General features: G+C 45.2%; 12 protein-coding genes. 7 read left to right on the top strand and 5 right to left on the bottom strand.

Translation table 11 applies throughout. From position 1 onward, the window contains the following. Positions 1-42 precede the first annotated feature (42 nt). Positions 43-1,989 (bottom strand): DNA/RNA helicase domain-containing protein, encoded by a 1,947-nt coding sequence (locus ACTRXG_RS10900; protein WP_474284949.1) that lies wholly within the window; start codon positions 1,987-1,989, stop codon positions 43-45. A 136-nt stretch (positions 1,990-2,125) separates the two neighbouring features. Between ACTRXG_RS10900 and ACTRXG_RS10895 the strand changes: the two genes are divergently transcribed. Next, a complete protein-coding gene (locus tag ACTRXG_RS10895; protein ID WP_474284948.1) occupies positions 2,126-3,853 on the top strand; it encodes a plasmid pRiA4b ORF-3 family protein in 1,728 nt (575 codons plus the stop codon). A 28-nt stretch (positions 3,854-3,881) separates the two neighbouring features. Here the strand turns inward: ACTRXG_RS10895 and ACTRXG_RS10890 are convergent, their stop codons facing one another. Next, the gene (locus ACTRXG_RS10890) at positions 3,882-4,478 is read right to left on the bottom strand and encodes a TetR/AcrR family transcriptional regulator (protein ID WP_474284947.1); all 597 of its coding nucleotides are present in this window, start codon (positions 4,476-4,478) and stop codon (positions 3,882-3,884) included. A 203-nt stretch (positions 4,479-4,681) separates the two neighbouring features. On the opposite strand from ACTRXG_RS10890, the gene ACTRXG_RS10885 reads away from it, so the two are divergent. Continuing rightward, the gene (locus ACTRXG_RS10885) at positions 4,682-5,443 is read left to right on the top strand and encodes an SDR family oxidoreductase (RefSeq protein WP_474284946.1); all 762 of its coding nucleotides are present in this window, start codon (positions 4,682-4,684) and stop codon (positions 5,441-5,443) included. A gap of 66 nt (positions 5,444-5,509) precedes the next feature. Here the strand turns inward: ACTRXG_RS10885 and ACTRXG_RS10880 are convergent, their stop codons facing one another. Further along, a complete protein-coding gene (locus ACTRXG_RS10880) occupies positions 5,510-6,382 on the bottom strand; it encodes a YihY/virulence factor BrkB family protein (protein WP_474284945.1) in 873 nt (290 codons plus the stop codon). Positions 6,383-7,134: 752 nt separating this feature from the next. Here ACTRXG_RS10880 and ACTRXG_RS10875 point away from each other — a divergent pair. From ACTRXG_RS10875 to ACTRXG_RS10865, 3 genes are all read left to right on the top strand, one after another. After that, positions 7,135-7,833, top strand: coding sequence for a Na-translocating system protein MpsC family protein (locus tag ACTRXG_RS10875; protein WP_474284944.1), 699 nt, complete (start codon positions 7,135-7,137; stop codon positions 7,831-7,833). A 293-nt stretch (positions 7,834-8,126) separates the two neighbouring features. Next, positions 8,127-9,194 (top strand): ATP-grasp domain-containing protein, encoded by a 1,068-nt coding sequence (locus ACTRXG_RS10870; RefSeq protein ID WP_474284943.1) that lies wholly within the window; start codon positions 8,127-8,129, stop codon positions 9,192-9,194. Positions 9,195-9,246: 52 nt separating this feature from the next. Next, positions 9,247-10,344, top strand: a complete 1,098-nt coding sequence (locus tag ACTRXG_RS10865) for a M20 family metallopeptidase (protein WP_474284942.1) — start codon at positions 9,247-9,249, stop codon at positions 10,342-10,344. A gap of 34 nt (positions 10,345-10,378) precedes the next feature. Here the strand turns inward: ACTRXG_RS10865 and ACTRXG_RS10860 are convergent, their stop codons facing one another. Together ACTRXG_RS10860 and ACTRXG_RS10855 are read right to left on the bottom strand one after the other, a co-directional pair. Next, entirely contained in the window at positions 10,379-11,461 is a 1,083-nt protein-coding gene (locus ACTRXG_RS10860; RefSeq protein ID WP_474284941.1) for an alpha/beta hydrolase, read from the bottom strand. Between the two features lie 230 nt (positions 11,462-11,691). Then, positions 11,692-12,273 (bottom strand): hypothetical protein, encoded by a 582-nt coding sequence (locus tag ACTRXG_RS10855; protein WP_474284939.1) that lies wholly within the window; start codon positions 12,271-12,273, stop codon positions 11,692-11,694. Positions 12,274-12,740: 467 nt separating this feature from the next. Between ACTRXG_RS10855 and ACTRXG_RS10850 the strand changes: the two genes are divergently transcribed. Then, positions 12,741-13,217 carry a universal stress protein gene (locus tag ACTRXG_RS10850; protein WP_474284938.1) on the top strand — a complete coding sequence of 159 codons (477 nt, stop codon included), beginning with the start codon at positions 12,741-12,743 and terminating at the stop codon, positions 13,215-13,217. Between the two features lie 39 nt (positions 13,218-13,256). Continuing rightward, positions 13,257-14,714: a DUF2254 domain-containing protein gene (locus ACTRXG_RS10845; protein WP_474284937.1), complete on the top strand. Its 1,458-nt coding sequence runs from the start codon at positions 13,257-13,259 to the stop codon at positions 14,712-14,714. The last annotated feature ends 128 nt before the right edge of the window (positions 14,715-14,842 follow it).

Raw genomic sequence — 14,842 nt, 5'->3', positions numbered from 1 at the left:
ATTCCCTTGCCTTTTATCAGGGCGAAGGGATATTTTTTAATGTTATTCATAATTTGAATAATTTTCAGCTACCTCCAGGTCCTTTTTGAAAAAGCTGCCCGGCGTGTATTCAAGCTCCGTGAGCGCAAGCCTTTCTTTAAAATACTGCTCGAGCTCTTTATCCGTGCAGTAGATAAAGCATCCTTTCTGCCCTCTCGTCATTAACGTCCGGTAGGTGTTCCGGATGATTTCATCGGCAAGGTTCCCGGCTTTTTCGGGCTCTTCCTTCATCATTTTTTTGATTCCGCGCAGCGACTGATCCGTTTTGGCCCGTTTCGTATAATCGGTCTGTACTTCTCCGTCCCGATACACGAGATCGTCCCCGATAATGACCCCCACATAATCGAATTCGAGTCCCTGACATGTGTGAATGCAGCCCGCTTCTGTAACTGATCCTTCATCAATGGCCCACGTATTGGAGGTATCGAGGTTCCAGCTAATGCCAAAGCCGTGCTCCGGAAGTGTAATGTCGTGCGAGTCCGAAGAAGACCTCTCCTTTTTTGGCCATTCCCAGCAGTAGCCTGCCACGAGCCTCGCCTTGTTGTTTTGTTCATTTAATGCAGCAATCGTTTCGTACAATTCATTTGGCTCGCTGAACACCCTGAAATCGTAATCCTTTCCCATGAAATGCTCATTGGCTGTTTCCCGGATGCCGAGCGTATCGTCCACCCAGGCCAGGTAGCCGTCGGAGCCGTTGCAGCGAAACTGGGAGGCAAGCTTCATCCGATGCAGGACGCCTCCTGCCTGCTCGGTGAATGCTTCGATTTCCTTCGTCGTTCCCGCATCCTTTAAAGTAACCCGCTGGTGTTCATCCATAAAAAATACCGCCAGCTTCGACGTATGAATGATTTCTTTCATCTGATTTTCACCGAGATTTTGAAACAAGCCGGACTTTTCATTTAAGCGGTGAGCTTCGTCTACGACAAGCACGTCCAGTTCATCCTTCGGCCGGTCCACATAGCTGCCTGAGCCCTTGAACAAGTTATCGATATGAGTTTTGCGGTAGTCCTGCTTTAGTTTATTGGCATACACATTTCTTGGCGCTGAATTTTTTGTCACATACTGAACAGTTTGATTTCTATTCGTCAACTCCACCAGCAGATTCACCGCAAGTACTGATTTCCCCGTGCCTGGCCCGCCTTCGACTACTAGCACCTGCTTGGTATCCGTACGTTTCGCTTTTTCTGCGAGCTGGAGGGCTGTTTCGTATACGACCTTCTGGTCATCAATCATCAGAAATTCATCATTTCCTGCGAGCATGCTGTTCAACGTATCCTGCAGCGATTTCGACGGCCGGATTTTCCCTTTTTCGATTTTATAAATATTTTCTTTGTTGTCCCCGTGCGTCAGATATTGTTTAATAAATGCGCGGAGCTCGCCGGCCCCTCCCTTTGCAAATACAGGAGCCTGCTCTACATAATAGGTATAGACGTCGTCGGTGAGCGGTTCATTTTCCGGCTGTAACAGATAGTTATGTAAATACGCGCACGGATGCAGCTCAATATGTTCTTTTTGGACATTTTCATTATAATCTTTAATAAGAGAGGCGTACGACCAGGCCTGATAGGAAGGATGAGTTGTTTCCACAAGCCCTCCGCCCATCGCCGTTTTAACGATCGCTTCTTTTCCCTCAATTTTTTCCGCCCTGCTCCACTGCTTCAGCTCGACAATAACGATAGAGGGGTCATTGTTATTTTTGCCTGATATTAAAAAATCCACCCGCTTCGATGTATATGGAATTTTAAATTCAATCGCGACACCGGCATTGTCCGGGATCCTGTCATCCATCAGCACCCGGTACATGTACTGCATCGAATTATCCCAGGACCGCACCTCTGCTTCGTTGATTTTACCTACCTTGGACGTGTAGTTGCTGCATATATTGGTAACGAGTTCATCGTGAAAAACATCTTCCAGAAATTCATGTTTATTTGCTTCGTAGACGATCAAGGCTAAAGCTCCTTTCAGCTTGCAAAATGCGTGCAGAGTGATTCTATTTTTTCTATCGTATCACGCGTGAAAAGCTTTTTCTTATCTACAATTATTTCTGCTAATCTAGAGATACAACCTTTAGGAGGTGCTTGTATTGAAACTACAGTTAAAGGTACGGCTTTTGGACACCAAACCTCCCGTCTGGAGAAGATTTGAACTTCCTTCTTCGTTTTCATTTTTCGACCTGCACAATTTAATTCAGACAGCTTTTTTATGGGAGCAAAGTCACCTGCATAGTTTTCGTCTGAAGAAAAGCAGTGATATTAAGCGCAAGGAATACAGGGACAAAATAAAACGTTTTGAAAAAGAGGTTCTTGAACCAATGAAAAGTGCGCGCTCCATGGACCAGGAGGCATACCAGCAGGTTAAGCAGCGAATGGCGCCGGAGCGGCCTGCAGTATATGAAATTACGAGTATGGACTTTCCGGATATCGAAGAAAAGCCAGGCGTGTTCGATGAACGAAACGAAACGATCTTCGACTGGCTCTGGAAAGAGGGGCAGAGGATTACCTATTTATACGATTTCGGAGAGGGCCACGAGCACGAGGTTCTGCTCGAGCAAATCATAAACGACGAATCTGACTCCCCTTCCCCTGTATGTTTAAACGTGACAAAGTCCAATCCCCGTGCCGAAGTTTCTGACGAGGTGTGGCGGACGCCAAAGGGGAATTTCAGTGAAACACGGTTCCGCCATTACTTAAACGACCTGCTTTACTTCGTTGAAAATTTCGGCACTTCGGATGAATCGGATTGGGACAAGTTTGTTCCTCTTCCCGGCGTAAAGGAGAACGACCTTGCCACGTTAGGAGAATGGGCAGACCTGTTTGATGAAGCAAGGGAATTCTATTGGGAAGCTCCATGGAGAAATATTGCCTCCGCCGATCTCTTCGGTTTCACCCTGCCGGAGACCGGGGAACGCTTTATTGCCAGTGTGCTCGGAGATGAACAGGAGGTCTACGGGTTGGCATTGTACACCGGAGATACAGGAGAACGGGCTTTATACAGACAGTTTTTCGATCCTTCGTTGACTGCCGATGATTTGGAAGCACTGTTTCTTTCATTTGACTATATAGAGGAATTGGAGCCTCCCGATCACCAGTTGATCATTCAGACCGGCTACGCCTTCCACGACCATGATCGCTGGCCGACATTCAGACAGTTGACGCCTGGAAAGAGTTCCCAGTTTTTACAAGCGCCCCACCTTTTTGTCTTTTTGCATGCACTTCCGCTCGTTCCGATGGTGCTCGACTATTTTGAATCAAATCCACGTGCCTTGAACGGAGCAGAAACGAATGTGATTCCTGTTTTCGACGAGGGAGAACTCCGAAATTCCTACGAGAAAGTTCATAATGTGCGACTGGAGCCATTGTTTTCTGACGAGACCGTCGGTCAAGGTCCACCCGCTGCCGGATATTTCGAGATTCCGGATAACTCTTCCTTAGAGAAGCTTCCTATGCGGAATACTCATTTATATGGGGGGATATTCAAGGTGGATTCCTTTACCCTCGGTAATTCTCCGGCCGGCACTCCAATTCATCCGTGGATCTGTATGTTTGTCGATAAAAAATCAGAAATAGTGCTCTCGCACGACATTGCGACCAGCCAGGAAGAAGCTTCACAAAAGTTTCTGCAAAAGTTTAATCAATTATGTATGAACACCTTCCAGGGAGTGCCTAAATCGGTAACCGTTACCGGTTCTAAAGCGGCCACTTCATTAAAAACGGCGATTTCACATGTGCCGACCGTCATGCATACGAAAAAACGGATCGCTGTGCTCGAAAATCTCGTCAATGATTTAATCCGGCAGCTATCGCGCTATTAACATAGCCACAGGAACTTCAGGGCTCGGTTTAAGCTTTAAAAACGATGTCAGCCGGACGACTTCTGAGTATTAATAACAGCTGCTCAGACATGTAATCCGGCTGGTGCTCAAATCCGCCGCGGACCCATTCGACAATCATTCCGAAAATGGCGTGAGAATGATAGCCGGCCTGCAATGCCCGGTCGATCCCGTCATCTTCTGCCTCGTGTAAAAGGTCCCCAAGAACCAGCTCCTGGAGAACGGAGGCTAATTTATGCTGGAAACCCGCAAGTGTATTTGATGTAAGGACGAGAGTGTAAAAGCGCCTATGCTTCAGTACATGCTCGAATATTTTCACTGAAGACACCGTTAATTTTGGCAGCTCGAGCATTGCTTTATTTTTGTAAGGCTTCCGGAACGCTTCTTTTAAATCATCGGTGACCTCGTCCATGATTTCTTCGAGGAGCTGTTCTTTGTAGTCGTAGTGTTTATAGAACGTTCCCCGGTTAACATCAGCCCTTTCCACAACATTTGTAACCGTAATGGATGCAAAGGCCTTTTCCTCCATCCATTCCAGAAGAGACTGCTGCATTGCTTTTTTTGATTTTTTCACTCTTCGGTCTGTAGTCTCAGAGAATGATTTCATAAGCCACCTCCTCCCTTCTTTTATTTTAAATTTATTAACAAAAAAACCGTCATTTGTTTACTAATCAACATTACATGCTTGTTTTGACGATTGTAGTTAAAGACCTGCATCTATTATACTACAAACAGAGTCAAGTTATTGAACAGATGTTGAATAAACAATCAATTTGTAAGCGAATACATTAATATTGGGGGGGTAAAGTCATGAAATTACAGGCAAAAACGGCAATAGTAACTGGCGCCGCATCGGGAATGGGAAAAGCAATCGCTGAGCGCTTCGCTGCTGAAGGGGCAAAGGTGATTGTAGCAGACGTGAATAAGCAGGGAGCCGAGGAGGTGGCGGCATCGATTACTTCAAACGGCGGTACCGCCCAGGCAGTGGAAGTGGATGTAACCAGTACTGAGGATATTCAAAATATGATTGATACAGCCGTCAGCGTTTACGACACTCTGGATATTCTGGTCAACAACGCAGGTATTATGGACGGCATGGAGGCTGCCGGAGATATCAGTGACGAAAAGTGGGACCTGCTGTTTGATATTAATACGAAAAGCGTCATGCGTGCTATTCGTTACGCGCTTCCTATCTTCCTGGAAAAAGAACGGGGTGTTATTATTAATACCGCCTCGACCGGCGGATTGAACGGCGCTCATGCCGGAGCAGCCTATACAGCTTCAAAGCATGCCGTCGTCGGTCTGACTAAAAATACGGGCTTTATGTATGCAGACAAAGGCATTCGCTGCAACGCCATCGCCCCAGGGGCAGTACAAACCAACATTGGCTCTACAATGAAGGATATGAATGAATTCGGCGCTTCCCGGACCCAGAAAACCCAGTCCCTTATTCCGCGTGTCGGTCAGGCCGAAGAAATTGCGAACGCAGCATTGTTTTTAGCTTCTGATGATGCAGGTTTTATCAACGGCACAGTATTGACCGCAGACGGCGGCTGGACAGCAGGATTTTAAAGTAAATGCAGTCTCATACTAAAAAACGACCCCGATTGGGATCGTTTTTTTAGTATTCATTTGCAATCATGAGCTGGTTTCCCTGCTTGGGGCAGTTTTTTGCTCTCTGCTTTTTCGTACCGTACCATTTTTTCTGCGGTGAAAAATCACGTTCAACTCCGCTCCGATCATGAGTACGAGACCAGTCAGGAAAAACCAGAGCAGCAGAATAATAACACCACCGAGGCTGCCGTAGGTAGCCGAATAGTTTCCAAAGTTGCTGACGTAAAAGGAAAAGCCGAGTGATACGATCTGCCACAAAAGCGCAGCGGTTATGGATCCTACCAGTATTTCCTTCCACTTTAAAGTTTGATTCGGCGCGAACCGGTACAACAGCAAAAGCATGAGTGTCATAACGGTCACAGCAATCACCCAACGGAGCACCTGAAATAAAATCTCTGTCTGCGCCGGGAGACCAAGAACAGAGCTGATCATCGAAATCAGGACATCCCCGAATATCGGAAGCACCAGGGCCACTACGATGGTCAGGATCATACAGATCGTGAGCGCAATGGCAATCAAACGTACCTTGATAAAGGAGCGTGTCTCCTCTACGTCGTAAGCTTCATTGGAGGATTTAATAAACGCATTTATGCCATTGGAGGCGGACCAGAGTGCGCCGAGCAGACTGACTACAAATAAAATACCACGCGGCTCCTGTACCAGGGTTGTAATATTTTCCTCAAACAACGAAGCAGTATCCGACGGTGCGACAGTGCCTATAAAGCTGACTACGGAGTTAGGATTCAAATTTAATAACGGCAGAATCGTCAACGCGAAAATAAGCAGCGGAAAAATGGAAAGAATATAATAATACGCCTGGGCGGCGGCAAGTAAAGGCACATTATCTTCTTTAAATTCGGTCATCAAATCCGAGATGTATGGCTTTATTTTTTTCACATGTGTACGTCCTTTCTCTAAATACGATAGCTTTCATAAGCACTGGATGCCTGATAAATAATAAAAATTCCTGAAACAGGTTTCTGGCGCTATGCTCCCTCTCCTTTCGTTTATTAATTGATCGCCACGGGGCCGCTTCTGCTTTTTAAGCAATAAAAAAGCCAGAAAAAGAGCATATCTTTTCCTGGCTTACAGAACAGCTGTAACTGTCTGTTACTGCCGATGCTATTTAGTTATTGCCTGTGTTATGTTTACCTTTCCAGACGACAATCAAAACGTATTATTTTCAGCATATCAAATAAGAAGCAGCGTCTTTTATAAATGGTCCCGGAAATCATTCTCTTCAGTCCCCCATAAAACATAAAAAACCCTTCCTGCCGGCGTAGGAAGAGCTTTTTCTATGGAGAAGCCACCATTCTATGTGCCTTCCATCTATTATGATACGCTCCTCCCCCTTCAAAGTAAAAGAGAACGATTAAAACCGTGGCCCTGTGGATTAAAATGAATCAATTTAACGATTTTTTTGGAACTAACCTGCTCCTCATACAAATTTTACACTTTTCAATTTTTTTGTTTAACAAAATGATAATTAACGGGTAAACAAAGGTATTTTCTTACATACAAAATTTTAAAAGGCCTCTGGTTGTAGCCTTTTAGTCTCAATAAATAGAAACTCTGTATATAAAAAGCTCATTTGATAGTATAATAGTAATCAGTTAAGAAAAACCCCGCTTCTTAAAAAAGGAGACTTTATGGAATATCAACAAACTGAAGCCCAAATGATTGCAGCCTACACCGGCAAAGCGTTGAGGGATCATTTTGGAAAAGGCCCAATCAATATTCATGTTTCATTTAAGCGGCCATTTTTAATTATGTATGTGAAAGATTTTTTAGGACCTATGGAAAATATTTTATTGCAGCAAAATGAAGAACAGCGTATTGCGAAATCAAGAGAATTTATTATGTCTGAATTTTGTCCCCGAATTCAGACAGATATTGAAGATATGATAAATGGAACAATTAAAGAATGGTACTTTGACTGGAATTTAAAAGAACACAGCGGTATGATCTGGGCCATAATGGATGAAGAACCGCCAAAAAAGATGCCGTGGCCGGGAGAACTCAGTCAAAAGGCCTTTGAAAGAAAGATCGTGAATCTGAGTATTAAAGGCCAAAAAGAGCCCGACTACACGAAGGCTTATTGGATTGATGAACGCTCAGTTATCGTTTACCGCTCTGGTGTGTTCGTCGAAATTGAGAAAGAACTCATTCACGCGGGCTTTGAAGAGCAGCTGAAAATTGCCAAACGGCCAATGGAACGGCGGCTGTTTCAGGAAGAACATATGGAGCCCGTGCTGCAGAGAAAAATCACAGACGTTTTCACCGATTGGAATTTTCGTGCAGATAAAGGCTATATGGTACTGGCATTGGAGCCGGAAAAAAAGAGATAGTCCGCAGGTATATTGGTTCTTCAGTCCGGTTTATGAGCTCTTCTATAAAACGAAACGTTTAGGGCGGAAATGAATAAGGTATAAGTGACATTAGTCAAACACTCATTATTGGTGGCAGCAATGTTTTGAAATAAAGCAAAACATGAGCCGGAAAGGTACCAGTGCCTTTTCGGCTCTTTTTTATGCTTATGGAAAAAGTTAGAAAAACAATAATTTTTCTTTACACGCTGCCGGCAGAAATTTTATTAGCTGTTAAGGCTGTAAACTATATATCTAAAAATGGAGGTTCCGCCATGAATATATTATTAACCTCGGCAGCACGCCGAATAGATTTTGTTCAGTTTTTCCAGGAGGCGATGAACGGCTTAAATATTGAAGGGACAGTCATTGTCACTGATCCGGACCCTGGAGCCCCAGCGATCCAGCAGGCAGACAGATCCTATGTTACGCCGCACCAGACGGATGAAAACTACCTGGACACGATCCTTTCGATCTGTGAAGATGAAGGAATTAAAATGCTCATTCCATTAAACGACTGGGAAATCACCAAATTTGCCCAATCCCGTCATGAACTTGAGCAGTTGGGAGTAAGAGTTTTTACACCCGAAGTTTCCACCGTACAGGCGATGAGAGACAAGCATCAATATCGGGAACTCCTTGGCAGATTCGGTGTCGCGGCGCCAATTTCCTACCTGACGGTGGAGGAAGCAGCGAAAGGAATTGAAAACCAGAAGGTGACCTGGCCGCTGATTGTTAAACCGCGCAACGGCTCGGCTTCGGTCGGCATTAACATTGTATCCTCTGTTGAAGATATGCAGTTTGCCTACAAGCAGGCGGTAGATGCGGTCAAAAACAGTCCGATCGCTGATGATTCCATTCATGACCCCGAAGACAACATCGTGATTCAGCAGGTCGTGGATGGAGAAAAATACAGTGTTGACATCGTTAATGACTTGGAAGGAAATTATTTAACCACTCTGGCCCTGAAACAGCTCGAAATGCGCGGAGGCGACGTGGATAAAGCGATATCAGTAAAAGACGAAGCACTGATGGAAGTAGGCAGAAAGATTGGAGAAAACTTGAAGCATATCGGCTACATTAATACTGATGTGTTTTATGATGGCCACGACTACTATGTGATTGATATTAATCCAAGATTTGGAGGCGGATACGCCCTCTCCCACGCTGCCGGAGCAAATATTCCTTCAGCCTACATCGCGTTGGCCGCAGGCAAAGAGCTTCATCCGGAATGGCTGAATGACAAAGAAAACATCGAGCTTGCACGGTTTGACCGGGTCGTAAAAATTGATAAAAACAAAGGAATTCATACAGCACCGGATGAGACCTCATCTACCGTGTGAACAATCCCACCTTTTTTCAATATAATAACAAATTTTCGCGAGGAGGCTCAGAGTGAATGAAACGATTCCTCTTTTAAAAGCATTAATCAGCTATAATACGTCGAGTCTGTCCGGCGTTAATGAAGCAATGGAATTTTGCAAAAAGTGGATGGAAGACCGGGGCCTTGCGGTCCAAAAGCATGAAAATAACGGGCATTCCATGCTCGTATGCGAAGTCGGAAGCGGAAGTCAAACCCTGATTTTTAACGGGCACCTGGACGTCGTCAAAGGCAAAGAAGAGCAGTTTGCTCCCTACGAAAAAGACGCGAAGCTTTACGGCCGCGGTTCGGCAGACATGAAAGCCGGGCTTGCGGCTATGATGTCTGCGATGGTACGCCTGAAAAAAATTCCGGCGGGCTGCAAAGTACAGCTGCAAATTGTTCCCGATGAGGAAACCGGCGGCCGTAACGGTACCGGTTATTTAGTTGATACCGGCCATAAGGGAGACTTTGTTATCTGCGGAGAGCCTACCGGCCTGGGGATCGCTATTCAGTCCAAAGGTGTTCTGCAGCTGGATATTACTGTCACCGGCTCCTCCACACATGGAAGCCGTCCCTGGGAAGGAGAGAACGCGATCGAAAAAGCATTTGCGCTCTATGAGCGCATTAAGCAGCTCCCTTTTTCCAAGGAGCGCTCAGAGTTATACGCCCAGCCTTCTATTAACCTGGCCAAAATCCAGGCCGGCACCGTTTACAACAAGGTTCCGTCCAAATGCGAATTTTCGCTTGATATCCGTTACCTGCCGGACCAGCTGCCGGAGGATATTTTACAGCAGATTAACAGTCTATCCGATGATGAAGTGTCTGTGCATATCTGCAACGACCCCGTAAATACGGAAGTTGATAATCCTTATGTTAAAGCGTTATCCGATTCCATCACCCGCCATACCCAGCTCGAGAAGGTGAATATTTTCGGTCAGCACGGATCATCGGATGGACAGTACTTTACGGTTTACGGCATTCCGGCTGTTGAATTCGGGCCTGTCGGCTACAACTGGCATGGAGACAATGAACTTGTTTACACGAGCTCCATCCCTGAATACGAGAATATTTTAGTGGATTTTGCCGCAAGTTTTTCCACAGTCCCGCTGCCCGTAGTCAATAACGATTAAAAAATAGGGCCGGCTTGGCTGCCGGCCCTATTTTTTAATTGCTTTGCGTATTGTTTTGAAGCATTTCCCGGAAGTGAACAGCCGTTTCCCGAATGGAATCGGCAGCCTGTGGGTAATAGCCCAGCTTCTTTAAAAACGTATGAGCCATCCCTTTATATTCAATATAGCGTACTGAGCTCTCCTGTTTCTGGAGCTTTCTCATGAATTCCTCTCCCTGCGTCCGAAGAAAATCAAATTCAGCCGTCACAATCATCATCGGAGGATAAGTAACATTTTCTTTATTACGCAACGGGGATACAAGTGGCTGATCGAGCTCTTCAAGGTCTGTGACATACAGCGACTGAATAAATGAAAGCGACTCCCGCATGGTCACAAGCTCCTGGCGTACAAGCTCTCTATCTGCGCCTGGATTGTACTGTTCCATTTTCCGGGTTCCGCCGGACACATCGGATAAATCCAATAAAGGAGCCAATAAGCTCATATAGCAAATCTTCCAGGATTTTTCACGACTTAAATGATAGACGCCAAGCGCCAGATTCGCTCCGACACTGTCGCCCACCAGACCAACACGCTCCGTATCTGCACCGAATTCATCACGATGGTCACATATATAGCGCACGCTGTCGAAGCAGTCATTCAGCCCTTCTGCATATTTGTGCTCCGGTGCGAGCCGGTATTCGACTGCGACTACTACAGCCTCCGCCTTTTCAGCCAGCAGTTTGCATATATTGTCCATTACTCTCTCGTCACGTTCAAAGAAGCCTCCGCCGTGAAAATAAACGAGCATCGGTTTCGTGTTATTTGACCGGTTATATACTTTCAGCTCTAAGTCACGGCCTTCTAAAGAAACAAGCTTTGTTTCTGTACGAATATTCGAGCTCAAGTCCCGATTCTCTTTTTCTTTGCGGCTTCGAATAATTTCAAGGTCATCGTGCGTCATTGGACGTCTCAGTCCTGGCTCAGATTCCTGCTCCAGAAATTGTTTCACTCTTGGATCAAGACCTTCTTTATCTTCTAAAAATGGTATACCTTTTGCGACTAATTCTGCGCTTCCCTCATTCACAAGAGATGCTTTTTCTTCTAAACGATGCACAAGCTCTTCATGGCTGTAATCCATACGCGTAAAATCCTCCTAAGTGAGAATAAAAACAAACTATATTATTATACATTTCATTCTTAAATACTGTACCCAAAAATTTATTTATGCCTTTAGTGACAATTTCCGAATTTAGATAAATGCCCATTGAAAAAATTTTCCCCGCGAATGGACCAATCGAAACCTGAATTAAACTCCTTTTCCGATAAGCAAAAAGAAGGACGCCTGACACGGCATCCTTCTTTTTGTCTTCAATCTTCGGAAATACGGTTCACCTGTTCAAGTACTTTATCGCTTTCGGAAATGCTTCCATTGTCAAAATGAGTAGCGCCGAACAACGGGGCCTCGTCATAATCGTTAACGTATTCATCCAGGTCATGATAAATGCGGTGCGTCCAGCGGGCTGCCTCCTGAACGCTTTCCTTTTCAGGGTTTTCTTCAATCACCCGCTGCCAGCGAATAGCATTATTGAAATCCTTACGCAGCTCCGGGTCTTCGATTTTGTTTAGTACTTCCTCAGTATCTTCAATTCGAATGCTGATATCACCGAAGTCGTCCGCCGTCGCATTATCAATGGCTCCGTAGCCGGTACGTTCGTTCCAATACCTGTGAGACTGCTGTATATGGGTGCTTACTTCTGTATGTATACCGGAAACATCTTCTGTCGCTTCCTTTGGCTCTTTCAGTACAATGCCGTCCTCCGTCGTGTTCTTTCCCAGGCTGAACGGCGTAAAGAAGTGCAGCAGCGCGAGCACGCCTGGTATAATGAGAAGGCTCGTTCCTGCAATTATTCCTGCTTTTTTCCAAGATAGTTTTATGATAAACTCCCCCAACCGTGATCTCTTCTTTGACAGTGTACCTGCTCGACGCATTTATCTGCAAGCAATACCACTGTCTAAAAAGATGTTTTAACCTTTCCACTTCCGGTTATATTAATATTATGATAAGATCTTATTTGGTTATTTCATTAAAATAAATCGATACGGCAGTAATGCTTAGATATAAAGCTAAAGCATAAGCCACAAAAGAGGGTTTCCTCCTTTGTGGTTTTTTTATGAGACGGTTTTCTTTTCCCAAGAGGTTCTGATTTCTATAAAAGCAGAGCCTTTTCTACCGCCGCCGACTCCCGCTTTGCTTTTCTTTCTTTCCGAAATACCAAAAACAATATTGATTCACCAAATATTCGATGATGGCAGCAATGTTGGGATAATAAAGCCCTTGAACATAAGCCAGAAAAAGAGACTTTTCTTTTTCTGGCTTTTTTTATTGTCAAAATTCGTCTATAGAAAGGAAGAATGCTATGAGCCGTTACAAGCGGATACTGGTTGGTCTGGATATCCTGGAAACCCCTTCCTACGATGCTTTTGAGGAAGCCTGCGCTATGGCTCTTGAACACAAAGCATCTTTAGTACTTGCTTTTGTTTTCGACGAACACCGGTATGCGAACCTGGAGCGCATCGACCCTAAAGGCGTCCGCCACTTAAAAGAAAAGGCCGCTTATCATCTTCAAACTTACAAAGAAGAGGCGGAGCTTAAAGGCGTTACGGATGTGGAGACAGTGGTTGATGCCGGCGTTCCGGAAAAACGACTGGCCCGTCACCTCTGTCTTACGTACAGCGCCGATTTGATTCTCATAGGAGAAACCGGAGGGCCTGCTTTCGAGCGCCTCTTGCGCGGCAGGAGATCGCGGACCGTAGCTGCCAGGGCAGCCTGTGAAGTTCGGGTTGTCCGGAACAGCCAGCTGGCCGCATTAAATGCCTACCCACGGACCGAATAGCTTTAAATTTCACTACGACTGAAAAGAAAGGAGGCAGCCATGCAACGCTTCACGCCTAAATTCATCAAAAAAATACAAAGCATGTCCAAAAATCAGCGGTGGTATGAACTCCGTTCAAGCTTATGGCCGCTGCCAATGATCTACATTTTGCTTGCAGTAGTGGCAGCTTTTGCTGCCTACGGTATTGAGTTCGGTCTTCAGCCGGCACTGCCTATGGGTTCTTTTTTCACCGCCGATTACGCATTAACAGAAATGATTTACAGTACGCTTGCCTACGGCGTGTTAATGATCCATGCATTTACATTTAATATGATTTTAATCGTTTTAACCAGCTTTTCCGGCCAGTTCACGCCACGCATTTTGTTTAGCTTTATTGCGGACCGCCGGACGCTGCACGCCATTGGTATTTTTACTTTATCTTATTTTTATATTCTTATAGGCTTTTTTATGCTGAATTCTTCTATTAATGAATATGTTATTTTTCCGGTGCTCGGGATTACTGCCGCTTCAATATCTGCAATCAATTTTATTTTATTTATTAATCATGCTGCCAAATGGATGCAGGTCGCTAATCTCACCAATAATCTGAATGAACGCTCGCAGAAAACCATTACTGCTACAAATGAACAGGATTTACAAGAACACCGCCCGTTTCCGGAAAAGGAATACCGTCTCCCTCAGGATTCACCGGTTTATTCCATTGTCAGTTCCTCTGGAGGATTTTTGCAGCTCGTCGATTTTAAAGGGCTGATCACGCAGGCGGAGAAGGACGGTCTGGTCGTGTATCTTGAACGAAGGGTCGGCGATTACCTGCTAGAAGGTGATACGCTGTTTTCCTATCAGCGTTACGACGAGACGCCGGACACTCCTGTAAATGAACAGACGTATCTGCAGTTTTTGTTTATCGGCCATAAAAAAACAGAGATGCAGGATATGAATTTCAGTGTACGGAAATTAACGGAAATTGCCTTAAAAGCTATCGGAAACAATGAGCCCTCCACCGCGGAGGATGCTATTTATCAGCTCGCTGATTTAATCAGAGCCATTTCCGGTACTGCCGTCCACAGACCGTATCTCGTTGATGCTAAGGACGAGGTAAGGGTCGTGATGAAGGAAAGTACTTTCGCCTATTATGTGTACGCTGCCTTTTCTCCTATTGCAGAGGCCGCTAAAAAGGATATTAAAATTACCAATCGCGTGCTTGAGTCTCTTCATCTGTTAGCGGATTCTCTTGAGGGCGAAGCAGCAGGCGTGTGCTGGCATTATGCCGAAAGCATCGCCCGGAACTTTGAAGGCAAGATGACGTTCGATTATGACCAGAACCAGTGCTTCAGCTACCTCCGTGCTATCTCCGAAACGGCCGGGCAGCGTGGTGCCTTCAACACCCTTATGGAAGAGCTCGAAGAAGACGGGCACATGGAAAAAGAGACAGCTCCAGCTTCCCCGTCTTTATACAAGCATGAACAAAAACGCGAAAAAGCCTTCAGCGACGCTTAAGGGTGTTTTTCTGCACGAAACCCGGGTATAAAAATAAAAAGCTGCATCGTTCTGAACTGACCCAGCGAAATGAGACAAGAAAAAACACCTATGCGGCCACCGTCCGGAATTCCACCGGGCTGTGGTCG

The sequence above is a fragment of the Marinococcus sp. LNSP9103-4 genome (assembly GCF_056034345.1).
The sequence above is the reverse complement of the archived record's forward strand: the minus strand, read 5'-3'. Positions and strand labels throughout refer to the sequence as shown.